General features: G+C 69.0%; 25 protein-coding genes. 12 read left to right on the top strand and 13 right to left on the bottom strand.

All coding sequences use genetic code 11. From position 1 onward, the window contains the following. The first annotated feature begins 32 nt into the window (after positions 1 to 32). The 7 genes from ccoG (at position 33) to EL288_RS14710 (ending at position 5,166) form a co-directional block, all read left to right on the top strand. Complete coding sequence (gene ccoG, locus EL288_RS14740) at positions 33 to 1,523, top strand: cytochrome c oxidase accessory protein CcoG (protein WP_003810387.1); 1,491 nt, start codon at positions 33 to 35, stop codon at positions 1,521 to 1,523. A gap of 28 nt (positions 1,524 to 1,551) precedes the next feature. Then, positions 1,552 to 1,761, top strand: coding sequence for a FixH family protein (locus EL288_RS14735; protein ID WP_003810390.1), 210 nt, complete (start codon positions 1,552 to 1,554; stop codon positions 1,759 to 1,761). Positions 1,762 to 1,774: 13 nt separating this feature from the next. Then, complete coding sequence (locus EL288_RS14730; RefSeq protein WP_003810392.1) at positions 1,775 to 2,014, top strand: membrane protein; 240 nt, start codon at positions 1,775 to 1,777, stop codon at positions 2,012 to 2,014. A 95-nt stretch (positions 2,015 to 2,109) separates the two neighbouring features. After that, positions 2,110 to 2,853 carry a sulfite exporter TauE/SafE family protein gene (locus EL288_RS14725; protein WP_003810394.1) on the top strand — a complete coding sequence of 248 codons (744 nt, stop codon included), beginning with the start codon at positions 2,110 to 2,112 and terminating at the stop codon, positions 2,851 to 2,853. 32 nt (positions 2,854 to 2,885) lie between these two features. Next, on the top strand, positions 2,886 to 3,386 hold the full coding sequence (locus tag EL288_RS14720; protein WP_010930780.1) for a GNAT family N-acetyltransferase: 501 nt from the start codon (positions 2,886 to 2,888) through the stop codon (positions 3,384 to 3,386). A gap of 98 nt (positions 3,387 to 3,484) precedes the next feature. After that, the gene (locus EL288_RS14715; protein ID WP_003810398.1) at positions 3,485 to 4,408 is read left to right on the top strand and encodes an ABC transporter ATP-binding protein; all 924 of its coding nucleotides are present in this window, start codon (positions 3,485 to 3,487) and stop codon (positions 4,406 to 4,408) included. Continuing rightward, entirely contained in the window at positions 4,405 to 5,166 is a 762-nt protein-coding gene (locus EL288_RS14710) for an ABC transporter permease (RefSeq protein WP_003810400.1), read from the top strand. The genes EL288_RS14715 and EL288_RS14710 overlap by 4 nt, the downstream gene beginning before the upstream one ends. A 15-nt stretch (positions 5,167 to 5,181) precedes the next feature. Here EL288_RS14710 and EL288_RS14705 read toward each other — a convergent pair whose 3' ends face one another. The 3 genes from EL288_RS14705 to EL288_RS14695 all read right to left on the bottom strand — a co-directional run bounded on the left by EL288_RS14705 (position 5,182) and on the right by EL288_RS14695 (position 9,453). Then, positions 5,182 to 6,267, bottom strand: a complete 1,086-nt coding sequence (locus EL288_RS14705; RefSeq protein ID WP_080603786.1) for an AI-2E family transporter — start codon at positions 6,265 to 6,267, stop codon at positions 5,182 to 5,184. Between the two features lie 97 nt (positions 6,268 to 6,364). Continuing rightward, positions 6,365 to 8,440, bottom strand: a complete 2,076-nt coding sequence (locus EL288_RS14700) for a putative bifunctional diguanylate cyclase/phosphodiesterase (protein WP_033456898.1) — start codon at positions 8,438 to 8,440, stop codon at positions 6,365 to 6,367. 122 nt (positions 8,441 to 8,562) lie between these two features. Beyond that, positions 8,563 to 9,453, bottom strand: coding sequence for a LysR family transcriptional regulator (locus EL288_RS14695; RefSeq protein WP_003810407.1), 891 nt, complete (start codon positions 9,451 to 9,453; stop codon positions 8,563 to 8,565). 109 nt (positions 9,454 to 9,562) lie between these two features. Here EL288_RS14695 and EL288_RS14690 point away from each other — a divergent pair, with 109 nt between their 5' ends. Next, on the top strand, positions 9,563 to 10,849 hold the full coding sequence (locus EL288_RS14690; RefSeq protein WP_003810409.1) for an MFS transporter: 1,287 nt from the start codon (positions 9,563 to 9,565) through the stop codon (positions 10,847 to 10,849). Between the two features lie 98 nt (positions 10,850 to 10,947). Here EL288_RS14690 and EL288_RS14685 read toward each other — a convergent pair whose 3' ends face one another. Continuing rightward, positions 10,948 to 11,160, bottom strand: coding sequence for a YdcH family protein (locus tag EL288_RS14685; RefSeq protein WP_003810411.1), 213 nt, complete (start codon positions 11,158 to 11,160; stop codon positions 10,948 to 10,950). A gap of 174 nt (positions 11,161 to 11,334) precedes the next feature. On the opposite strand from EL288_RS14685, the gene EL288_RS14680 reads away from it, so the two are divergent. Beyond that, positions 11,335 to 11,745: a VOC family protein gene (locus tag EL288_RS14680; protein ID WP_003810412.1), complete on the top strand. Its 411-nt coding sequence runs from the start codon at positions 11,335 to 11,337 to the stop codon at positions 11,743 to 11,745. 10 nt (positions 11,746 to 11,755) lie between these two features. On the opposite strand, the gene EL288_RS24350 is transcribed toward EL288_RS14680, so the two are convergent. The 9 genes from EL288_RS24350 to EL288_RS14640 form a co-directional block, all read right to left on the bottom strand. Beyond that, positions 11,756 to 11,905, bottom strand: a complete 150-nt coding sequence (locus tag EL288_RS24350; RefSeq protein WP_155272952.1) for a hypothetical protein — start codon at positions 11,903 to 11,905, stop codon at positions 11,756 to 11,758. Between the two features lie 88 nt (positions 11,906 to 11,993). Beyond that, positions 11,994 to 12,857, bottom strand: a complete 864-nt coding sequence (locus EL288_RS14675) for a DMT family transporter (protein WP_033459530.1) — start codon at positions 12,855 to 12,857, stop codon at positions 11,994 to 11,996. Between the two features lie 345 nt (positions 12,858 to 13,202). Next, positions 13,203 to 14,138 carry a LysR family transcriptional regulator gene (locus EL288_RS14670; RefSeq protein WP_010930233.1) on the bottom strand — a complete coding sequence of 312 codons (936 nt, stop codon included), beginning with the start codon at positions 14,136 to 14,138 and terminating at the stop codon, positions 13,203 to 13,205. Positions 14,139 to 14,250: 112 nt separating this feature from the next. Next, complete coding sequence (locus EL288_RS14665; RefSeq protein WP_003818574.1) at positions 14,251 to 14,988, bottom strand: amino acid ABC transporter ATP-binding protein; 738 nt, start codon at positions 14,986 to 14,988, stop codon at positions 14,251 to 14,253. A 19-nt stretch (positions 14,989 to 15,007) separates the two neighbouring features. Next, positions 15,008 to 15,697: an amino acid ABC transporter permease gene (locus EL288_RS14660; protein ID WP_033457461.1), complete on the bottom strand. Its 690-nt coding sequence runs from the start codon at positions 15,695 to 15,697 to the stop codon at positions 15,008 to 15,010. Then, the gene (locus EL288_RS14655; protein WP_003810422.1) at positions 15,690 to 16,379 is read right to left on the bottom strand and encodes an amino acid ABC transporter permease; all 690 of its coding nucleotides are present in this window, start codon (positions 16,377 to 16,379) and stop codon (positions 15,690 to 15,692) included. The genes EL288_RS14660 and EL288_RS14655 overlap by 8 nt, the downstream gene beginning before the upstream one ends. 103 nt (positions 16,380 to 16,482) lie before the next feature. Continuing rightward, a complete protein-coding gene (locus EL288_RS14650; RefSeq protein ID WP_003810423.1) occupies positions 16,483 to 17,301 on the bottom strand; it encodes an ABC transporter substrate-binding protein in 819 nt (272 codons plus the stop codon). Between the two features lie 65 nt (positions 17,302 to 17,366). Continuing rightward, positions 17,367 to 18,569 carry an aminotransferase class I/II-fold pyridoxal phosphate-dependent enzyme gene (locus EL288_RS14645; RefSeq protein WP_003810425.1) on the bottom strand — a complete coding sequence of 401 codons (1,203 nt, stop codon included), beginning with the start codon at positions 18,567 to 18,569 and terminating at the stop codon, positions 17,367 to 17,369. Next, on the bottom strand, positions 18,566 to 19,246 hold the full coding sequence (locus EL288_RS14640; protein WP_010928213.1) for an RraA family protein: 681 nt from the start codon (positions 19,244 to 19,246) through the stop codon (positions 18,566 to 18,568). The genes EL288_RS14645 and EL288_RS14640 overlap by 4 nt, the downstream gene beginning before the upstream one ends. 285 nt (positions 19,247 to 19,531) lie before the next feature. Between EL288_RS14640 and EL288_RS14635 the strand changes: the two genes are divergently transcribed. The 3 genes from EL288_RS14635 (at position 19,532) to EL288_RS14625 (ending at position 20,997) form a co-directional block, all read left to right on the top strand. Next, entirely contained in the window at positions 19,532 to 19,726 is a 195-nt protein-coding gene (locus EL288_RS14635) for a hypothetical protein (RefSeq protein ID WP_033447023.1), read from the top strand. A 156-nt stretch (positions 19,727 to 19,882) separates the two neighbouring features. Then, positions 19,883 to 20,767 (top strand): hypothetical protein, encoded by an 885-nt coding sequence (locus EL288_RS14630; RefSeq protein WP_003810430.1) that lies wholly within the window; start codon positions 19,883 to 19,885, stop codon positions 20,765 to 20,767. Positions 20,768 to 20,778: 11 nt separating this feature from the next. Then, complete coding sequence (locus EL288_RS14625) at positions 20,779 to 20,997, top strand: oxidoreductase-like domain-containing protein (RefSeq protein WP_003810433.1); 219 nt, start codon at positions 20,779 to 20,781, stop codon at positions 20,995 to 20,997. Positions 20,998 to 21,003 lie beyond the last annotated feature (6 nt).

The following is a 21,003-nucleotide window of genomic DNA, read 5'->3' as shown; positions in this document are numbered from 1 at the left end:
CGTCTGCGTCAACCGCAGTACGGAGTATCGCAATGACCCAAGGGACACCGGCCGCGCCTGGCGGCCCGTCCGATCCGCAGCCGCCGGCCTGGCGGCCCGCTCCCGGCCCGCGGCGCGCCGACGGAGAAACGCTGGAGCAGACGCTCGCCGATGTGCGCAGCAAGATCTACCCGCGCTCGGTCAGCGGCATATTCGCGCGCTGGCGCGTCGTGTTCGTGGTCCTGACCCAGTTGATCTTCTACGGCCTGCCGTGGCTGCAGTGGAACGGCCGGCAGGCCGTGCTGTTCGACCTGGGCGCGCGCAAGTTCTACCTGTTCGGGCTGGTGCTGTGGCCGCAGGACGTGGTGTACCTGGCCGTGCTGCTGGTGATCAGCGCGCTGGCGCTGTTCCTGTTCACGGCCGTCGCCGGTCGGCTGTTCTGCGGCTATGCCTGCCCGCAGACGGTCTATACCGAAATCTTCATGTGGATCGAGCGCCGCGTCGAAGGCGACCGCATTGCGCGCATCCGCCTGGACGAAGCGCCGTGGAGCGCGCGCAAGCTGCGCATCAAGGCCACCAAGCACGCGCTGTGGCTGGCGGTGGCATGGTGGACCGGCTCGACGTTCATCGGCTACTTCGCGCCCATCCGCGAGCTGGGCCATCAGCTGTTCGCGCTGCAACTGGGCGCCTGGCAATGGTTCTGGATGCTGTTCTACGGTTTCGCCACCTGGGGCAACGCCGGCTTCATGCGCGAATCGGTCTGCAAGTACATGTGCCCGTACGCGCGCTTCCAGAGCGTGATGGTCGATCACGACACGTTCGTGGTGACCTACGACAAGCGGCGCGGCGAGCCGCGCGGCGGCCGCTCGCGCAAGATCGACCACAAGGCGGCGGGCCTGGGCGACTGCGTCGATTGCAGCCTGTGCGTGCAGGTCTGTCCGACCGGCATCGACATCCGCGACGGCCTGCAGTACATGTGCATCGGTTGCGGCGCCTGTATCGACGTGTGCGGCCAGGTCATGGACAAGATGCGCTACGCGCCGGGCCTGATCCGCTATACGTCCGAGCGGGCCGTGGACGAGGGCCTGGACGGCCGGCGCGCTCGCTCGCATCTGCTGCGCCCGCGCGTGCTGATCTATGGCGGGTTGATCCTGGCGCTGGCGATCGCCTTCGTGGTGTCGCTGGGCATGCGCAACCCCTTGCGCGTGGACGTGATCCGCGACCGTGGCACGCTGGGCCGCGAGGTGGCCGGCGGATTGGTCGAGAACGTATACCGCCTGCAGATCATCAATACGTCCGACCAGCCCCTGCGCCTGCAGCTGACGGCCGAGGGCATCGACGGCCTGGCCGTGCTGGCCGGCCGCGACGGCTCGGACGTGGTGGAGGTGGAGGCCGCCGCCAACAAGCTGGTGCCGGTGGTGCTGCGCGCGCCGCGCGGCGATACCGCGCCCGGCGCCCATGCCATCGTCGTGCAGGCCCGTTCGCAGGACACCGGGCGTGTGCTGGAAGTGCGCGAACCCGCAAGTTTCTACCTACCCGAATAGGCCGGAGCCCCGGCAAGGAGACGCTTTCATGACCGATACGCCCGCTGCCCGCCCCTGGTATCGCGAACCGTGGCCCTGGATCCTGATGGCCGGGCCGCTGGTCGCCATCATCGGCTGCGTCATCACCATCTACCTGGCGATGACGCGCTACGGCGACCAGCCCATCGCCGAGGGCGCGGTCAAGCGCGGGCTGGTGGTCGAGCGCGTCGCCGCGCCGGCCGCCGACGCGCGTCGCTGAAGCGGAGCCGACCATGCGCTGGCGTTCGCTGATGTGGATACTCTGGCCGTCCTTCCTGGCCGCCGGCGTGGGCAGCGCGCTGATCTTCGCGCTGATCGACCCGCTGGACGTGGCCATCTTCGGCCAGGTGCCGACCAGCCGGACCGGGTTCTATACCGTGTCCTTCTTCGTGCTGTGGCTGGTGACGGCGCTCTCCAGCACCGTTACCGCCTACCTGATGCCTCCCGGCGACCAGGACGAGGCGCCGTTCTGAAGCGCCGTGTTTGCTGCGACGCAGCAAACACGGCGCGCGCAAGCCGGTAAGATCGCCGCCTGCCATCACGTTGAACAGGGGGCGACGGGCGTATCGTGGATGCATTGCATGTCGTGGTAGTGGCCGGCGCGGTGCTGGCCGGCTTCGTGCAGGGCCTGTCGGGTTTCGGCTACGGGCTGACCGCCATGTCTGTCTGGGCGTGGAGCATCGATCCGCGCCTGGCGGCCGCCCTGGTGGTGTTCGGATCGCTGACCGGGCAACTGATCGCCGCCTTCTCGGTGCGGCGCGGCTTCGACTGGCGGCGGCTGCTGCCGTTCCTGCTGGGCGGCCTGGTGGGCATTCCGATCGGCGTGCGCATCCTGCCCATGCTGGACGTCCATATGTTCAAGGCGCTGCTGGGCGGCTTCCTGGTGCTGTGGTGCCCGCTCATGCTGGCGGTGAAGTACCTGCCCCGCATCACGGCGGGCGGCCGGCTGGCCGACGCCGTCGTGGGCGGGCTGGGCGGCGTGATGGGCGGGATCGGCGGGTTCACCGGCACCTTGCCCACATTGTGGTGCACATTGCGCGGCTTTGCGCGCGACGAGCAGCGCTCCATCATCCAGAACTTCAATCTGGGCACGCTCTTGGTTACCATGGCGACATACGTCGGCACCGGCATCGTCACCGCCGACATGCTGCCGCTGTTCGGCCTGGTGGCGCTGGCGATGCTGATTCCCACCGTGCTGGGCACGCGCCTGTACCTGGGCATATCGGATCAGGCGTTTCGCCGCATCGTGCTGGGCCTGCTGACCTTGTCCGGCGTGGCCATGCTGGCCTCGTCGCTGCCCCGATTGCTATAGGCGCCCGCGTGGCGGGCGCCGCGGGAGGCCCCATGCTGATCCGTTCCGAAACCCCCGCCGACCAGCGCGCCATCTTCGACGTGACGCAGGCGGCGTTTCGCGGCCATCCGCACAGCGAGCAGACCGAGGCGTACATCGTCCAGGCGCTGCGCGCCGCCGGCGCGCTGACGCTGTCGCTGGTGGCCGAACTCGACGCCCGGGTGGTGGGCCATGCCGCGTTCTCGCCGGTGCAGATTTCCGACGGCAGCCCGTCGTGGTTCGGCCTGGGGCCGGTGTCGGTCGATCCGGCCCACCAGGGCCGCGGCATCGGCACCGCCCTGATCGAGCATGGGCTGGCGCGGCTGCAGGCGCGCGGCGCGGCCGGTTGCGTTCTGGTGGGCGAGCCGGCTTACTATGGACGTTTCGGCTTTCGGCCCGAACCCGGGCTGGTGCTGCCGGACATGCCGCCGACGCATTTCCTGGCGCTGACCTTCGGCGCGCCCGCGCGCGGCACCGTCACCTACCATCCGGGATTCGCGGCGCGCGACGCATAATCCGCCGGGGCCGACAACTGTAGTCGGCGCTGGCGTGCAGTGGCGCGCGGCCAGCCGGTAGAATCGGCCATCCCGTACTTTTCCTCCAGGGAGACGCAGTGCAAGCAGTCATCTCCGTGCAAGGCCTGTCCAAGACTTATGCGTCAGGACATCCCGCGCTGAAGAACATCAACCTGGATATCCACCGCGGCGAAATATTCGCGCTGCTCGGCCCCAACGGCGCCGGCAAGACCACGCTGATCAGCATCATCTGCGGCATCGTCAATCCGGGCAGCGGGCGCGTGCTGGCCGACGGCCACGATATCGTGCGCGAGTTCCGCGCCGCGCGCGACGCCATCGGCCTGGTGCCGCAGGAACTCACCACCGACGCGTTCGAGACGGTCTGGAACACGGTCAGCTTCAGCCGCGGCCTGTTCGGCAAGCCGGCCGACCCGGCGCTCATCGAACGCATCCTGCGCGACCTCTCGCTGTGGGACAAGAAGGACAGCCGCATCATGGCGCTGTCCGGCGGCATGAAGCGGCGCGTCATGATCGCCAAGGCGCTGTCGCACGAGCCGCGCATCCTGTTCCTGGACGAGCCCACCGCCGGCGTGGACGTCGAACTGCGCCACGGCATGTGGCAGATGGTGCGGCGGCTGCGCGAAAACGGCGTCACCATCATCCTGACCACGCACTACATCGAGGAAGCGCAGGAGATGGCCGATCGCATCGGCGTCATCCGCAAGGGCGAGATCATCCTGGTCGAGGACAAGCACGCGCTGATGAGCAAGCTGGGCAAGAAGCAGCTCGTCATCATGCTGGATGCGCCGCTGGCCGCGCTGCCGGCGCTGGCCGGCGACTACCAGCTCGAACTGGCCGCCGAGGGCACGCAGCTGGTCTATACCTACGACAACCAGGTCAGCGGCGGGATCGCCGCGCTGCTGCGCGAGCTGGACGCGCGCGGCATAGGCTTTCACGACCTGCAATCGTCCGAGAGCTCCCTCGAGGATATCTTCGTCAGCCTGGTGAGTGCGCAAACATGAACTGGTATGCCATCAAGGCCATCTACAAATTCGAAATGGCGCGCGCCTGGCGCACGCTGATGCAGAGCGTGGCCTCGCCGGTCATCTCGACCTCGCTGTACTTCGTGGTGTTCGGCGCGGCCATCGGCTCGCACATGGTCGAAATCGACGGCGTGAGCTACGGGGCGTTCATCGTGCCGGGCATGATCATGCTGTCGCTGCTGACCCAAAGCGTCGCCAATGCCTCGTTCGGCATCTACATGCCGCGATTTTCCGGCACGATCTACGAGATCCATTCTGCGCCGATCTCGTATGTCGAGATCGTGCTGGGCTACGTCGGCGCGGCGGCCAGCAAGTCCATCCTGCTGGGGCTGATCATGCTGGCGACGGCGCGCCTGTTCGTGCCGTTCCATATCGACCATCCGGTCTGGATGCTGGCCTTCCTGGTGCTGACGGCGGTGACCTTCAGCCTGTTCGGCTTCATCATCGGCATCTGGGCCGATGGCTTCGAGAAACTGCAGATCATCCCGCTGATGATCATCACGCCGCTGACCTTCCTGGGCGGCACCTTCTATTCGATCAAGATGCTGCCGCCGTTCTGGCAGACGGTCACGCTGTTCAACCCGGTGGTGTACCTGGTCAGCGGCTTTCGCTGGGCGTTCTATGGGTCGGCTGACGTCAGCCTGGGCGTGAGCCTGGGCATGACGCTGGCCTTCCTGCTCGTGTGCCTGCTGACCGTGCGCTGGATCTTCCGCACCGGCTACCGTCTCAAGACCTGAACGGCGCGCGCCGGCTCAGCCGGCCGGCGACTGCTGGCGCACCCACTGCATGAACAGGACGTAGCCCAGCCCGAACCCCACCGATCCCAGGAACAGGCCGACGATGCCGGCGGCCAGCACGCCGCCCAGGGCCCCGATCAGGATGACCGGGATGGGGATGTCGACCCCGCGCGCCAGCATCAGCGGCTTGAGCACGTTGTCGCACAGCGACACCAGCAGGCACCATACGGCGAACACGGCGGCGACCGTGGGGGTGTTGTTCAGGAATACGTACACCACCATGGGCACCATCAGCAGGAACAGGGGCAACTGCACGATGCAGATCAGCAGCGCCACGATGGCCCACAGCCCGGCGGCCGGCACGCCGGCCAGCAGGAAACCCAGGCCGGCCAGCACGGCCTGGATCAGGGCCACGCCGATCACGCCCTGGGCCACGGCCCGGATGGTGGCGGCCGTCAGCTGCGCCAGCGCGACGCCCTGTTCGGGCCCGGCGATGCGCACGCCGATCGCGTGCGCGGCGCGCTTGGCCGGGTCGGCATAGACCAGGATGACGCCCGCGATGGCGATCGAGACCAGGAAGACGGCGATGCCCAGGCCGGCGCTGGCCATGCCCGCCAGCAGCCAGCGGCCGGCGGTGGCCAGGTGGGGTTGCAAGGGCTTGAGCACGTCCTGCAGGTTGGTCATCGCCTGCAGCCAGATTTCGTGCAGGCGTACGCCGATCAGCGGCAGTTCGATCACGAAGTCCGGCGGCGCCGGGATGCGCACGATCCGGCCGGTGGAGTGATGGAAGATGTTCACCAGCGAGTCGCCCAGCGACGCGGTCAGCATGGCGCCGGGCACCAGCAGCACCAGCATGGTGGCCAGCGTCAGCACGACGGCGGCCAGCCGCGGGCGCGCGCCCAGCAAGCGGGTCAGCCGCATGTGCAGCGGCGCCAGGGTGACCGCCAGGATGATGGACCACAGCAGCATGCCGATGAAGGGTTCGGCGACCCGGTAGCACCAGACGGTCAGCCCGCCGATCAGGGTAATGCGGATGGCCAGGTCGAGCAGGTTGCGCGCAATGAAGCGTTCGGCCAGGGGATTGGATTCTGTCTGCATCATGAGCCTCGCGGATTGAAGACGGACTTCCGGCGCGCGGCGTCAGGAAAGCGGGCAACGGCAAGCGGGCGCGCGAGGCTATTCTACTGTCGGCCCGCCGCTAGGCGGGCTGGGGCTGCAGCGTGTGGGCCAGGAACTCGGCGGCCGGCAGCGGCCGGCCCAGCAGGAACCCTTGCAGCGAATCGCAGCCCATTTCGGTCAGGAAAGACTGCTGCGCCAGGGTTTCCACGCCCTCGGCGACGATTTTCAGGTTCAGCTTCTGGCCCAGCGCGATGATGGCCGACACGATGGCAGCATCCTCGTTGTCGTGCTCCAGCTGGTTGACGAAGCCGCGGTCGATCTTCAGCTCGGTGGCCGGCAGGCGCTTGAGGTACAGCAGGCTCGAATAGCCGGTGCCGAAGTCGTCGATCGAGATCGACACGCCCAGTTCGGCCAGTTCGCGCAGCACGGTCAGGCTGGCCTCGGCGTCGCGCATCGCGGTCGACTCGGTGATTTCGATGGCCAGGCAGCGCGGGGGCAGGCCGTGGCGCGCCAGCGTGGCGCGGATCGAGTCGATCAGGTCGGGTTGCGAGAACTGCAGCGACGACAGGTTCACCGCCACGGTCCAGTCGGCATGGCCCATGTCGCGCCATTGCCGCATCTGCCGGCATGCTTCGTCCAGCACCCACGCGCCGATGGAGAAGATCAGGCCGGTACGCTCGGCGATGGGGATGAATACGGTCGGGCCGATGACGCCGCGGGTGGGGTGGTTCCAGCGCAGCAGCGCCTCGGCGCCGACCACCGGGCCGGCGGGGGCGACGAACTTAGGCTGGTAATGCAGCTCCAGCTGATTGCGCGGCAGCGCCAGGCGCAGGTCCTGCAGCAACTGCAGCTGTTCGAGCGCGTCCTCGTTCATCGACGGCTCGAAGAAGCTGACGCGATGCGTCTGGCTCAGGCGCTTGGCGTGGTACATGGCGGCGTCGGCATGGGCCAGCAGCGTGCTGGCGTCGGCGCCGTCGCCGGGGAACAGGGCGATGCCGATGCTGGCGGCCACCGACACCTCGTGGCCCTGCACCTCGGCCGGGACGGTCAGCGTGTCGATCAGGCGTTCGGCCAGGCCGGCCGCGTCGTTCGGGTCGGGCAGGTCGGCCAGCACCACGAACTCGTCGCCGCCCAGCCGCGCCACGCAGTCCTGCGGCCGCATGGCGCGCTTGATGCGCTGCGCCATTTCGACCAGCAGCAGGTCGCCCGCGCCATGCCCGTAGGCGTCGTTGATGGCCTTGAAGCCATCCAGGTCGATGAACAGCAGCGAGAAGCCGCGCCCGGCGGCGGTGGCGCGGATGATGGCCTGCTTCAGGCGCTCGTCGAGCAGGGCGCGGTTGGGCAGCTTGGTCAGGGTGTCGTGCAGCGCCATCTGCACCAGTTCTTCATTGGCCTGCGCCAGCGAGGCATTCAGCGCCGAGGTGCGCGTCTCCAGCCGGGTGTCGAGCACCGCCACCACCAGGGCCACGGCCAGCACGGCCAGCGTGACGGCGGCGGTGGAGACCGCCAGCCAGCCGGCCGAGATGCCGCTGTTGGCGGCCATGCAGACGCTGCCTTGCGGGAAATTGGCGGCGGCCATGCCGGTGTAGTGCATGCCGACGATGGCCAGGCCCATGACGATGGCGGCGCAGATCCGATAGGCCGGCGCGCCGGGACGGTTGTGGCGCAGCGCGTGGGTGATCCACAGGGCCGCGCCCGAGGCCACGATGGCCACGGCCACCGACAGCATGAACAGGGCCGGCGAGTACTCGATGGCGGGGTGCATGCGCATGGCCGCCATGCCGGTGTAGTGCATCGCCGCGATGCCCGTGCCCATCAGCGCCGCGGCGCCGGCCAGGCGGCGCCACGGCAGCGTGGCGCGCGTCACCACCCACAGCGCGAACGCCGAGCAGGCCACCGCGAGCGCCATCGACGCCACGGTCAGCGCGACGTCGTAGCCCAGCGGGATGGGCAGGCTGAACGCCAGCATGCCGATGAAGTGCATGGACCAGATCCCCAGGCCCATGGCGAACGCGCCCCCGCCCAGCCAGACCCGCGCGGCCACGCCGCGGCTGGCCGCTACCCGGCCGGCCATGCCCAGGGCGGTGTACGACGCCAGGATGGCAACAAACAGCGAAGTCAACACCAGGGTTGCATCGTAATTGCCGACTAGCATCAGGAGCCTCCAGGAGTACGGCGCATGGCCGCGAGCGCGGGGAGAAAGGGTGCTTGCCGACGCCGGGCGCGTCGAGGTGCGCCAATATACCAGCGGGCGGGCGCTTGTGGGCGGGTCCAGGTCTAGGGGTGGGCGCGGCCGCGCAGCAGTTCGACCGCATGGCGCACTGCTGCGCTGCGGGGCTGGCGCCGGTACGCCATGTCCAGCAGCGCGCGCGGGGCGTCGCCGCGGATAGGGCGGTAGACGATGCCCGCGGCGCCCATGTGGCGCATGGCCGCGGGCACCACGGCAATCCCCACGCCGGCGGCCACCAGGCTGATGATCGACGCCATCTGCGGGGCCTCCTGGATGACGCGCGGCGTGAATCCGGCGCGCTGGCATGCCTGCATGATGGCGTCGTACAGGCCGGCGCCGATGGGGCGCGGGTACAGCACGAAGTCCTGTTCGGCCAGCGCGGCAACGGGCACGGTGCGCTTGCGGCACAGCGGGTGGTCCGGCGGCAGCGCCACCAGCATCGGCTCGTCCAGCACCCGTTCGCTGGCGAACTCATCGTCCAGGGCATAGGGAGGCCGCACGAACGCCACGTCCACCTCGCCGCTGCGCAGGCCCGCCAGCAGCGCCCGCGTATTGCTTTCGCTCAACGCAATGCGTACGCCGGGGTAGCGGTCGCGGTAGGCGCGGATGGCGCTGGGCAGGTACGGGTGAAAGACCGCCGAGGCCGTGAAGCCCACCGCGATGTCGCCCTGTTCGCCGTGGCCCAGCCGGCGCGCGGTCTCGACGGCCAGCTCGGCGGCGTGGAGCACCGCGCGCGCATCCTGCAGGAACCGGGCGCCGGCCTCGGTCAGGGCCACGCCGCGCGGCTGCCGCAGCAGCAGCGGCGTGCCGATCTCCCTTTCCAGCTGCTGGATCTGCAGGCTCAGCGGCGGCTGGCCGATGCCCAGCCGGGCGGCCGCACGGGTGAAATGCAGGTCTTCGGCCACGGCGACGAAGTAGCGCAGGTGACGCAGTTCCATTTTTTTAAAATATCATTGGTGCAGGTTTCATATATTGGACAAATGGCGGCCGGAAGTCTACTGTGGCCAGGCGGGCATGTGCTCCGCTTGCCGTTTTGTCGAGAACCCCATGCCGCCCCCGTCCGCCGTCGCCGCTACCCCGCCCACCACGCATGCCGGGGCGGATCCGGGGCAGCCTTACCTGCGGCGCGGCACGGCCGAGCTGCATCGCGCCCAATGGGCGCTGTTCGCCGCCGGTTTCGCCACTTTCTCCCTGCTGTACTGCGTGCAGCCGCTGATGCCGCTGTTCTCCCAGGCGTTTGCCGTCTCGCCGGTCCAGAGCAGCCTGTCGCTGTCGCTGTCCACGGTCTTCCTGGCGCTGGCCATTTTCCTGGTCGGGCTGTGGGCGCAGGCGCTGCCGCGCAAGGCCGTCATGGCGGTCTCGCTGTTCGCCGCCGCCACGCTGGGCACGGTGGCGGCCTTCGCGCCCGACTGGCACACGCTGCTGGTGCTGCGCGCGCTGCAGGGCGCCGCCATGGGCGGGGTGCCGGCGGTGGCCATGGCCTACCTGGCCGAAGAGGTCGAGCCGGACACCCTGGGTTTCGTGATGGGGCTGTACATCAGCGGCAGCGCGTTCGGCGGACTGACCGGGCGCGTCATCACCGGCTTCGTGTCGGACTACCTGGGCTGGCGCGCGGCGCTGGGTGCGCTGGGCGCCCTGGGCCTGCTGGCGGCCGTCCTGTTCGTCTGGCTGTTGCCAGCCTCGCGCCGCTTCGTGCCGCGCCGCGGCAATGGCTGGCGCGACGCGCGGGCGGGCCTGGCCGCGCATCTGCGCCACGGCCGCCTGGTGGCGCTGTTCGCGCTGGCCGGCCTGCAGGCCGGCGCGTTCGTGACGGTCTACAACTACGTGGGCTACCGCCTGCTGCTGCCGCCGTTCTCGCTCAGCCAGACTTTCATCGGCGCCATTTTCGTGGTCTATCTGGTCGGCATCGTGGCTTCGACGCTGTTCGGCAGGCTGGCCGACCGGCATGGCCGGGGCGCCATGCTGTGCACGGCCACCAGCATCGCGATGGCGGGACTGCTGCTGACGCTGTCCGATGCGCTCTCGGTGCTGGTGGCCGGCATCGTCGTGTTCACCTTTGGCTTCTTTGCCGCCCATGCCGTGGCCAGCGGCTGGGTGGGGCAGATGGCGCGCGGCTACAAGGCGCAGGCGGCCTCGCTCTACCTGCTGGCCTATTACTTGAGCGCCAGCGTGCTGGGTTCGGTGGGCGGCGGCAGCTGGTCGCATGGCGGCTGGGCCGGCGTGGTGGCCCTGGCCGGCGCGCTGCTGGCCGGGGCGGTGGGGCTGAGCGCGTGGCTGTACCGGGGCAATCCGGCCCGCGGCGCGGCGGCCGCGGTCCGCCCGCCCGCCGCCTGAGCCCGGGCCGCGCATCGCGGCCGCCGCACGGCGCGCGCGGACCCGTGCGCGCACGCTGCCGGGGCGGCGCGCCGGACTTGCGGCGGGGGGGCTGGGCGCTAGGCGCCGTTTTTCAGGATCGCGTAGATCTGATCCTTGAGATGCAGCTTTTCCTTCTTCAGCTTCTCGATATCCAGCGATGTGCCGGTGGCGCGGCCGGCCTCGATATCCTGGATATGCTGGTCGAGGTTGTTGTGCTTGTCGTACAACCTGGAGAAATGCGGATCGTCGTTCTTGAGTCGGGATATCAAGTCGCGATACTCAGGGAACATGGGGACCTCCTTGATGAAAATACCGCGCCCGCCAGGGGGACGGTGCGGCGGTTCAAGATTGCCGGGTTCCTGATATGAACCCAGTATAGCGATTGCCGCGCGCTCCATGCGCCGCGCCGATTGCCTATCATGGCGTAACGGGCGCGCATCGCGCCGTCGACCTGTGGAGGCGCTATGTTCAGGATCAAGGGGTTGGACCACATCGTGCTGCGCGTGCGCGACGTGGCGCGCATGCGCGCGTTCTATGTCGACGTACTGGGCTGTACCGGCGAGCGCGAGCAGGCCGAACTGGGCCTGACCCAGCTGCGCGCCGGCAGCGCCCTGATCGACCTGGTGGCGCTCGATGGCAAGCTGGGGCGCGCCGGCGGCGCGGGGCCGGGCGCGCAGGGCCGCAACGTCGATCATTTCTGCCTGGCGGTCGAGCCGTTCGATACCGACGCGATCGTCGCCTATCTGCGTGGGCATGGCGTGGATGTGGGCGAAACAGGCATGCGTTATGGCGCCGGCGGCGAAGGGCCGTCGGTGTATCTGAGCGATCCCGAAGGCAACACCGTCGAATTGAAGGGGCCGCCAACGGCTGCATGAGCCAGCGGCGCTAGTAGCCGCCGCCACCGCCGCCGCCTCCGCCACCAGCGCCGGTATCGTCCGGCATGGAAGAGGCGGGGCGGCCGGCTCCGGGTTCGCCGGCGCAGCCGCCGGTCAGGGCGGCGATCGCCAGCATGGCGAGTATGAGCAAGCGCTTCATGGCGCGTCTCCTGCCGCGGCTAGCGCGGCGCTATCCGCATACCATAGCGCCGCGCCGGCTCGTTGCCAAGGCATCCTGTCCGGCATGCTCAATGCGCGCGCCGGCGCCCGAACACCAGCCCCAGCCCGGCAACGATGGCCGCCATGCCGGCCAGGCTGGCCGGCGCGGGCCGGTTGCCCAGCAGCAGGTAATCCAGCAGCGCCGTGCCGGGGGGCACCAGGTAGAACAGGCTGGTCACGTTGACCAGGTTGCCGCCCTGGATCAGGCGGTACAGCAGCAGCGTGGCCGCGACCGATATCACCAGCGCGAGCCACAGCCAGGTCGCCACGAAACCGGGGCTCCACTGCACCTGCCAGGGCTGTCCGGGCGCGAGCGCCAGGCACAGCGCCAGGCTTGTCGCGTACTGCAGCGGCAAGACCGCGCCGGGCGCCTGGCGCGACCCTTTCTGCAGCAGGGCGCCCGCCGTCATGCAGGCCAGCGCGGCCAGGGCGTAGGCCATGCCGGCGTGCTCCAGGCGCGCCACATCGATGTTGCGCCACACCACCAGCACCAGGCCCGCCAGGGCCAGCGTCAGCCCGGCCAGCCGGCGCGCCGGCAGGTCGCGCTCCAGCCATAGCAGCGTCAGCAGCGGCTGCACGCCCAGCACCGTGGCCAGCACGCCCGGCGTCACGCCGTGTTGCAGCGCCAGCAGATAGCAGATCGAATAGCCGCCCAGCAGCAGCGCGCCGGTGGCGGCGGTGCGCAGGCGCGTGCCAGGCGCGGGCAGGCAGCGCCCCGTGCGCAGGCCCAGGGCTGTCAGGACGGCCAGCGCCAGGGCGAAGCGCAGCACCAGGAAGGCAAAGGGCGAGGCATAGTCCAGCCCCCATTTGGCGAAGATCGCGCCGCTGCTCCACAGCAGCACGAAAAGCGCCGTCGAGCCGCGTGCGGCCCAGACGGTTTGCTTGAATGGCATGTCGAATCACCTGTGTCGAATAACGCACGGGCCGCCGGCGCACGCGCGGGCGCGCACGCCATGGCCGCGCAAGGCGGCCGCGGTGCAGCGGCGACGGTATGGGGCCGGGAGGGCTGCGGATCAGCCCCGGACGTGCCGGGGCGGCGGCGGGGCGCCGCACAGCTGGCCGGCTGGCGGTGAGACGACAGGCGGCGGGGCCTGCAGGCCCGCCAGGGTCGTGCGCGCGCGCGGCAGGCCGCCGGCAAAGGCGGCGGCGGGCGGGCAAGGCAGACCGAAGCGGATCATGGAGGCACCCAGGTGGCGGGACGCAGGAGCCCTATACGCTACACAGGGACGCCGGCGGCGTCAACCGGACCGCAGGCCGCCGGGAGGCAGCGGCAGGAACGCGCCCTCGACCTCGAAGTTGCAGGTCTCGCGCGCGATGTCGATGACCGTGCTGACGACCGGATTGATCAGGCTCTTCTTGTAGACGGCGTAATAGTGGATGGTGGGCAGGTCGGGCTGGACGCGCAGCCGGCACAGCGCGCCGCGCGCCACCAGCGGGTCGAAATAGGCCGAAGGCAGGTGGCTGATGCCCAGCCCCAGCATGGTCAGCTGCGCCATCATGGCCAGGCTGTTGCAGGTCAGCACGCGCTTGACCGACAGGCCTTGCTGCGCGAACCATGCATCGTACAGGTGCGACAGCGCCGAGTTCTGCGGCTGGCTGATGACGGGGAAGGGCGCCAGGTCGTGCGGCGTCAGTGCGCGCGCCGCATCGAGCGCCAGCGCAGGGCTGGCCATCCAGACGTTGGTCACCGAGCCGAGCTGTACGCAGTCGTACTCGTAGCTCCAGAAGGGGCCGGGCATGATGGCCAGGTCCAGTTCGTCGCGCTCGAGCTGCTGGTACATCGTGATGCCGGCCTCGATCTCGGGTACCAGCTGGATCTTCGGATAGCGCTGGTTGAGCCGTTCTATGACCCCGGCCAGCGAAGTGAGCGCCACCAGCTCGGTCACGCCCAGGCGCACGCTGCCTTCGAAGCGCGACGGGTCGGCCATGTCCAGCACCATGCGGCTGTTGAGCTCGAGCATCTCGCGCGCGCCCTCGAACAGCTTGCGGCCTGGCTGTGTCAGGACCAGCGATTTGGCGCGCCGCTCGAACAGCGGCGTGCCCGCGAACCCTTCCAGCTCTCCGACCCGCTTGGCCACGGCCGACTGGGTGGTGTGCAGTTTGCGCGAGGACGCACTGAAGCTGCCCAGCACGGCGCTCCAGTAGAACGCCTCGAGTTGCTTCAGGGTGTACATGGCAGAGTAGGCGGGCTGTCGATCGGAAAGCCCAACCATACCATCGCCCCGCGGCGCCGCCGCCATGCGCCGGTTCATGGCGCCGCGGCGCCATGCAAGGTGTCGCTGCGCATCAGGCCGGGTGGTGCCCGATGATGTCGGCCAGGAAGCGCTGCGCCCGCGGATGCTCGGGCGCGCTGAAAAAGCGCTGCGGCGTGGCGATCTCGAGGATTTCGCCGGCGTCCATGAAGATCACCCGGTCGCTGACCTCGCGCGCGAAGCCCATTTCGTGCGTCACGCAGACCATGGTCATGCCGTCGCGCGCCAGCGATTTCATCACCTGCAGCACTTCGCCGACCATCTCCGGGTCCAGCGCGCTGGTCGGTTCGTCGAACAGCATGATGGGCGGCTTGAGCGCCAGCGCCCGGGCGATGGCCACGCGCTGCTGCTGGCCGCCGGACAGCGCGCCGGGGTAGGCCTGCGCCTTGTGCGCCATGCCCACGCGCTCCAGCAGCTGGTGCGCCAGCGCCTCTGCCTCGCGGCGCGGCGTCTTCAGGATGTGCAGCGGCGCGTACGTCACGTTGTCCAGCACGCTCATGTGCGGAAACAGGTTGAACTGCTGGAACACGAAGCCGATGCCGCGGCGCAGCGTATTGATGTTCACGCCCTTGGCATGGATGTCCTGGCCGTCGATGCGGATGACGCCCTTGCCGATGGGCTCGAGCCGGTTGATGGTGCGGATGAGCGTGGACTTGCCCGAGCCCGACGGGCCGCACACGACCAGCACTTCGCCGCGCCCGACCTCCAGGCTCACATCCTTGAGCACATGGTGCTCGCCGTACCACTTGTTGACGCCTTCTAGCTTGATCATGTTGTGATTCCTCCCGCCGTCACGCCATGCTGCGGCTGCGGCGTACCCAGCGGTCCAGCCAGGCCACGCTGCGGCTCAGGCTGAAACACACCAGGAAGTAAATAATGGCCAGGATGCCGAACACCTGCAGCGGCTGGGTCAGCACCAGGTTGTTGACCTGGTTGGCCGCGAAGGTCAGCTCATTGACGCTGATCACATAGCCCAGCGAGGTCTCCTTGATGGTGGAGACGAACTGGCTGGTCATGCTGGGCAGCACGTTGAACAGCGCCTGCGGCAGCACCACTTTGCGCATGGTCGTCCAGTAGCCCACGCCCAGCGAGCGCGACGCTTCGATCTGCCCCTTGGGAATGGCCTCGATGCCGGAGCGGATGACCTCGGACAGATAGGCGCTTTCGTAGATCACCAGCGCGGTGACCAGGGTCCAGAAGCCGCTGATGCTTCCGCCCGTCAGCTTGGGCACGGCGAAGTAGGCCCAGAAGATCAGCATCAGCAGCGGCATGCCGCGCACGGTGTTGACCAGCAGGCGGCTGGCCACCCGCAGGCCGCGAAACGGGCTGACCCGGGCGATGGCGATCAGCAGGGCCAGCGGCATGGACAGCAGCAGGCCCAGCAGCGCCAGTATCAGGGTGAGCGCCAGGCCGCCCAGCGGGCCGTTGGGATATTGGCCCACCAGCAGCATGGGCCAGTAGTCATGCAGGATATCAAGCACGGCGGCCTCCGCTTCCGATGTTGTAGCGGGCGTACACGCGCGAGCCGATGAACATCAGCAGGAAGGATCCGAGCAGGTACATGAGGGTGGCGGCGCCGAAGGTGGCGAAGGTGCGGTAGGTCTCGTTCTCGATCTCGCGCGCCTGGTAAGTCAGCTCGACCACGCCGATCGCCATGGCCACGCTGGTGTTCTTGAACAGCAGCAGGGCCCGGCCGACCAGCGGCGGGATCGAAATGCGCAGCGCCTGCGGCACGATGACGTGGCGCATGCATTGCAGGTACGACGAGCCCAGCGCGCGGGCCGCCTCGAACTGGGTGCCGGGGATCGCGCGCAGGCCGCTGCGTATGTCCTCGGCGATGTAGGCGGCAGAGCCCAGGCCCAGCGCGATGGCGGCCAGCGAGAGCTCCGCGTTGTGCTGGTAGAGCCAGCCGCGCACGCCTTCGGGCAGCAGTTCGGGCATGCCGAAGTACCAGAACAGCACCTGCACCAGCAGCGGCACGTTGCGGTGGTATTCGACGTAGGCGTCCACGAACCAGCGGCACGGCGCCAGGTTGGTGGTGCGTATCACGACCAGCAGCACGGCCAGTGTGAAGGCCAGCACCCAGGCCACCAGGAACAGCTGCACCGTGGTCATCATGCCATCGGCGAGCTGGGACAGATAATGGGCGTCTAGAAAAAACACGCGTAGAACTCCGGAAACGACTGCGCGGCGGCGCCTTGGTGGGGGCGCACGCCGCGGCAGGATGGCGCGCCAAGGTCCGGGCGCAGGCCGGCGCGCCGGGGCGTCATCCCGCGATGGGCCCGATCTTGAACGAGCGCTGCAGCTTGTACGGGGTCTGCGCGCCGAACCACTTCTCGAACAGGCGCTGCGCCTCGCCGGAGGCTTCGGCCTGGTCCAGGATCTCGTTCACCTTGGCGATGAAGCGGGTTTCGGACTTGCGCATGCCCAGGCCCCACGGCTCGTCGAACACCGCCTTGTCGATGATCGAGACGGGCGCGGTGGGCGGGCTTTGCAGCATCAGGCGCACCAGCACCAGTTCGGAGGCGAATTGCGCGTCGACCTTTTTCTGCTGCAGGGCCAGGTATGAGGCCGAGCTGTCGGTGAAACCGAGCACCTGCGACTTGTCCAGGATGCGCTTGATCTCGCGCTCCGAGCTGGAACCCTTGGTGGCGGCCACGCGGCGGCCGTTGACCGACTCGATGGTCTGCAGGTTCGAGTCCTTGCGCACCAGCAGCTTCTGCGGGCTGACGTAATAGGTGTGGCTGAAGGCGATCTGCTCGGCCCGCTCGGGCGAGTAGCCCAGGTTGGCGGCCAGGATGTCCACGCGGCTTTCGTTGAGTTCGGGCACGCGCGCGGCCACCGACAGCAGCTTGTAGTTGACCTTCACGCCCAGCTTGTCGGCCACCAGCTTGCACATATCCACGTCGTAGCCCACCACGGTGCGGGTGGCGGCGTCCTGGTAGCTGAACGGCTGGGAGGTGCCCAGCGTGCCGCACAGCAATTCGCCGCGCGCCTTGATATCGTCGAGCTGGTCGGCGTGGGCCGGGCCGGCCAGGCCGAGCAGGCTTATCGTCAGCACGGCAAGAACATTGCGTTTCATCATCGATCCCCTTGTTGGTTGTCGAAAAAGCCGCGGCGGGCGCGAGCCCGCCGCCGATCGGGTTGCGCTCAGGCCAGGCGTTCGCACGCCGCGCGGATGGCCGCGCAGCCTTGCTGGATATCCTCCAGCGCCGCTGCGAAAGAAAGCCGGAAGGTGCCGGGCACGCCATACGGCGTGCCGTCGATCACCGCCACGCCGGCTTCGCGCAGCAGGTAGTGCACGAAGTCGGTATCCGTCTCCAGGACGCGGCCGTCGGGCGTGGTCTTGCCCAGCACGCCGGCGCAGTCCGGGAACACGTAGAAGGCCCCCTCGGGCATCACCACGGACAGGCCGGGCGCGCCCTGCAGGGCCGCCACCGCGGCGTCGCGCCGGGCCTTGAAGGTGCGGGCGAATTCGGCCACGCAATCCTGCGGGCCGGCCAACGCCTCGCGCGCCGCCGCCTGGCTGATCGAGCAGGCGCCGGAAGTGCTCTGCGATTGCAGGATGGCCATGGCCTTGATCAAGGCCTCCGGACCCGCACCATAACCGATGCGCCAGCCCGTCATCGCATAGGCCTTGGACACGCCGTTGACCACCAGCGTGCGCTCGGCCAGTTCGGGCGCCACCTGCAGCGGATGCACCGTCGGCGTCGCGGTGAAGTTCAGCCGTGCGTAGATGTCGTCGGTCATGAGCCAGACGTGCGGGTGGCGGCGCAGCACCTCGGCCAGGCCGCGCCATTCGTCGGCGGTGTAGATGGCGCCGGTGGGGTTGCTGGGCGCGTTCATCATCAGCCACTTGGTGCGTGGCGTGATGGCCGCCTCCAGCGCCTGCGGCGTCAGCTTGTACTGGGTGGCCGGCGTCGCGGTCACCGCCACGGGCACGCCGCCGTTGACCAGCACCATGTCGGGGTACGACACCCAGTAGGGGGCCGGAATGATGACCTCGTCGCCCTCGTTCAGCGTGGCCGCCAGGCCGTTGTAGAGCACCTGCTTGGCGCCGGTGCCAACGATGATGTGGCCTTCGGGGTAGTCGACGCCGGTTTCTTCCCGCAGCCGGGCGCGTACCGCCTTGCGCAGCGCCATCGTCCCCTGGGCCGGCGGATACTTGGTTTCGCCGCGCTGCATGGCCGCGATGGCGGCCTCGCAGATATGCGCGGGGGTCGAGAAATCCGGCTCGCCCACCGTCAGGTCGATGACGCGGCGGCCTTCCTCGCGCAGCTGGGCCACGATGGCGCGCGTGGCGACGCTGGGCGACAGTTTGATGCGCTTGATCTTGTCGGCGACGATGCTCATTGCGCGTCCCCGGTCTTCTCGGCGATGATGCGGTCCACCCAGGGCTTGGCATAGGTGCCGGCGCGCAGCTTCTCCTTGGCTGCCAGTTCGGCATCCTCTTTCCTGCGGGCCGCCGCCAGGACTGCCCCGGCCTGGGCCAGCGGTACGGCAACCACGCCGTCGGCGTCGCCCACGATGACGTCGCCGGCGGCCACGACCTGGCCGCCGATGCTCACCGGCACGTTGATCTCGCCGGGGCCGTCCTTGTAGGGCCCCTTGTGCGACACGGCGCGCGCAAAGCAGCCGAACGCGCCTTGCTGGAACACATCCAGGTCGCGCACCGCCCCGTCGATGACGAAGGCGGCCACGCCGCGCGACTGCGCGTCCATCATCATCAGTTCGCCGACCAGGGCGTTGGCCGTCTCGCCGGCGCCATCGACGACGATCACGTCGCCCGGGCCGGCCAGCGAAATGGCCTTGTGGATCATCAGGTTGTCGCCCGGGCGCGTCTTGACCGTGATGGCGCGGCCGACGATGCGGGCAGCGCCGGCATGCAGCGGGCGCAGGCCCTGCACGCCGTACAGGCGGCCCATGCAATCGCTGATCTGGGCCGTGCCGATCTGGGCGAAGCCAGCCAGCACCTCATCGGCCGCGGGCGGCTCGGGCAGGGGAAGGATACGGAAACCGATAGAACTCATGGGAATGGAACCAGATACGTCACGGAACAGGCTTGCATTACAAGACGTCGGTGTGCATTCCTCAAAACGATATAAATTCCACGCCCTGTACGAAATTAATTCGTGAATGGTTATTGTAAGGGTAAACCCTTATTCGTGCCGCCGCGCCGGGCCCGCCGCCTGGCTTGACGCCGCCGCCCGGGCTGGTAGTATGGGCGCGACCGCCTGTCGAGGCGGTCTTCTTTTGGTCGGCGCGTACTGTTCCCGAAAGGGCTGGAGCAGGCGCGCCGCTTGCTATCGACGGTCATGAACGCCACAGCTCCTGCCAGCCGCACCACGCTTTCCGCCGGGACCGCCCGCCGGTGGGCGCAGCGTTGCGCGCCGCGGGCGGCGCATGGCCTGGGCGCCATCGACGCGCTCGATCTCGCACGCCGGGCCATGCTGCTGGCCTCGTACGAGGTGGCCGCGCGTTCGGCTTATGCGCGCGCCAAACCCGGCTGAGCAGACAAGCACGCCATTTCCCCGCCACACCGCCCGCGGTGGCGCATTGCGCCACGCGGCGGCCCGGCCCGCTCGCGCGCACCCCTGGCGGATGCGCGGGCCGGACCGGCCTCGAGCCTGCGTGGCGCGCCATGTCTCGTCCTGTCCGATAGCGTTATGCAACTTACCAAGAATTTCGTCAAAGCCAAGAACCCCTGCACGGCCGGATACCGGTGGTTCCTGCGCGACCACAACGGCCATGGCGAGTACCAGCCCGTGCTCGACGCGCTGGTGGAGGCCGGCCGCATCGACGACGCCATGTGGCTGATCGACCAGTTCGGCCCCACCGATCAGGTGCTGAACCTGGATACGCTGGACGCGCCGGCCCTGGTGTTCGCCGGCACCGTGACGGTACGGCGCGGGATCACCGTCGACGGGGTGCTGCGCGCGGGACGCAATATCGTCTGTGGCGCCGGCATTCGCGCCGGCACGCTGGTGCAGGCCGGCGAAGGCATCGACGCGCGCGGCAGCATCGTCTGCGACGGCGACGTCCAGGCCGGCGGCGATATCCAGACCACATGGGGCGTCCAGGTGGGCAAGCGCCTGACGGTGGGCGGACAGTTGCGCGCCGGCTGGGACATCCGCACCGGCGGCGACCTGAGCGTGGCCGGGCCCATCCGGGCGGGCGACGCGGTGGTCAGCGGCGGCATTCTGAAATGCGAGCAAGGCATCCGCGCGGGGCAGGACGTACAGGCCGAATACGATATCAACGTGGTCAGCGGCATCCAGGCCGGCGGCTCCATCCTGGCCGGCGGCCACGTGGAAACGGGCTGGGGCATGATTGCCGGCCACGATATCGTGGCCGACGGTGCGATCCGCTCGGGCGAAGGCCTGGAGGCGGGCGGGCGCATCGAGGCCGGCGAGGGGCACGGCGTGTACGCCGGGCTGCGGGTGCGCGTCGATGCCTGGCCCGATTCGGCGCGGGTCGCCGCCGCGCGTTGCCTCGGGCCGCTGCTCAGCGGCCACTGGATCGGCGCGGCCGCCCTGGATGCGCAGGCATAGCGCCGCGGCGCATGGCGTATCCTAGGACTATGCAAAGACTTCCCGACCAGGCCGTGGCCGGCGACCCCAGGCCGCAGCCGCCCGAGCCGCCCGAGCCCTCCGATTGCTGCCAGAGCGGCTGCATTCCGTGCGTCTACGATCTCTACGACGAGGCGCGCGAGCGCTACCAGGAAGCGCTGCGCGCCTGGCGCGCACGCCATCCCGAGGCGGCCGGCGGCGGCGACGCCTGACCAGCC

It is taken from the genome of Bordetella bronchiseptica, from assembly GCF_900636925.1.
Classification (GTDB): Bacteria; Pseudomonadota; Gammaproteobacteria; order Burkholderiales; family Burkholderiaceae_B; genus Bordetella; species Bordetella pertussis.
Note: the sequence above shows the minus strand (reverse complement) of the source record. Positions and strands in the feature narration are given on the sequence as shown.

Coding starts and splice junctions, on each gene's coding strand:
- EL288_RS14640 (WP_010928213.1), bottom strand. CDS start 19,246: ATGAGTTCTATCGGTTTCCGTATCCTTCCCCTGCCCGAGCCGCCCGCG.
- EL288_RS14730 (WP_003810392.1), top strand. CDS start 1,775: ATGCGCTGGCGTTCGCTGATGTGGATACTCTGGCCGTCCTTCCTGGCC.
- EL288_RS14710 (WP_003810400.1), top strand. CDS start 4,405: ATGAACTGGTATGCCATCAAGGCCATCTACAAATTCGAAATGGCGCGC.
- EL288_RS14685 (WP_003810411.1), bottom strand. CDS start 11,160: ATGTTCCCTGAGTATCGCGACTTGATATCCCGACTCAAGAACGACGAT.
- EL288_RS14680 (WP_003810412.1), top strand. CDS start 11,335: ATGTTCAGGATCAAGGGGTTGGACCACATCGTGCTGCGCGTGCGCGAC.
- EL288_RS14690 (WP_003810409.1), top strand. CDS start 9,563: ATGCCGCCCCCGTCCGCCGTCGCCGCTACCCCGCCCACCACGCATGCC.
- EL288_RS14665 (WP_003818574.1), bottom strand. CDS start 14,988: ATGATCAAGCTAGAAGGCGTCAACAAGTGGTACGGCGAGCACCATGTG.
- EL288_RS14650 (WP_003810423.1), bottom strand. CDS start 17,301: ATGATGAAACGCAATGTTCTTGCCGTGCTGACGATAAGCCTGCTCGGC.
- EL288_RS24350 (WP_155272952.1), bottom strand. CDS start 11,905: ATGAAGCGCTTGCTCATACTCGCCATGCTGGCGATCGCCGCCCTGACC.
- EL288_RS14630 (WP_003810430.1), top strand. CDS start 19,883: ATGCAACTTACCAAGAATTTCGTCAAAGCCAAGAACCCCTGCACGGCC.
- EL288_RS14735 (WP_003810390.1), top strand. CDS start 1,552: ATGACCGATACGCCCGCTGCCCGCCCCTGGTATCGCGAACCGTGGCCC.
- EL288_RS14705 (WP_080603786.1), bottom strand. CDS start 6,267: ATGATGCAGACAGAATCCAATCCCCTGGCCGAACGCTTCATTGCGCGC.
- EL288_RS14635 (WP_033447023.1), top strand. CDS start 19,532: ATGAACGCCACAGCTCCTGCCAGCCGCACCACGCTTTCCGCCGGGACC.
- EL288_RS14695 (WP_003810407.1), bottom strand. CDS start 9,453: ATGGAACTGCGTCACCTGCGCTACTTCGTCGCCGTGGCCGAAGACCTG.
- ccoG (WP_003810387.1), top strand. CDS start 33: ATGACCCAAGGGACACCGGCCGCGCCTGGCGGCCCGTCCGATCCGCAG.
- EL288_RS14645 (WP_003810425.1), bottom strand. CDS start 18,569: ATGAGCATCGTCGCCGACAAGATCAAGCGCATCAAACTGTCGCCCAGC.
- EL288_RS14625 (WP_003810433.1), top strand. CDS start 20,779: ATGGCGTATCCTAGGACTATGCAAAGACTTCCCGACCAGGCCGTGGCC.
- EL288_RS14700 (WP_033456898.1), bottom strand. CDS start 8,440: ATGCTAGTCGGCAATTACGATGCAACCCTGGTGTTGACTTCGCTGTTT.
- EL288_RS14675 (WP_033459530.1), bottom strand. CDS start 12,857: ATGCCATTCAAGCAAACCGTCTGGGCCGCACGCGGCTCGACGGCGCTT.
- EL288_RS14670 (WP_010930233.1), bottom strand. CDS start 14,138: ATGTACACCCTGAAGCAACTCGAGGCGTTCTACTGGAGCGCCGTGCTG.
- EL288_RS14720 (WP_010930780.1), top strand. CDS start 2,886: ATGCTGATCCGTTCCGAAACCCCCGCCGACCAGCGCGCCATCTTCGAC.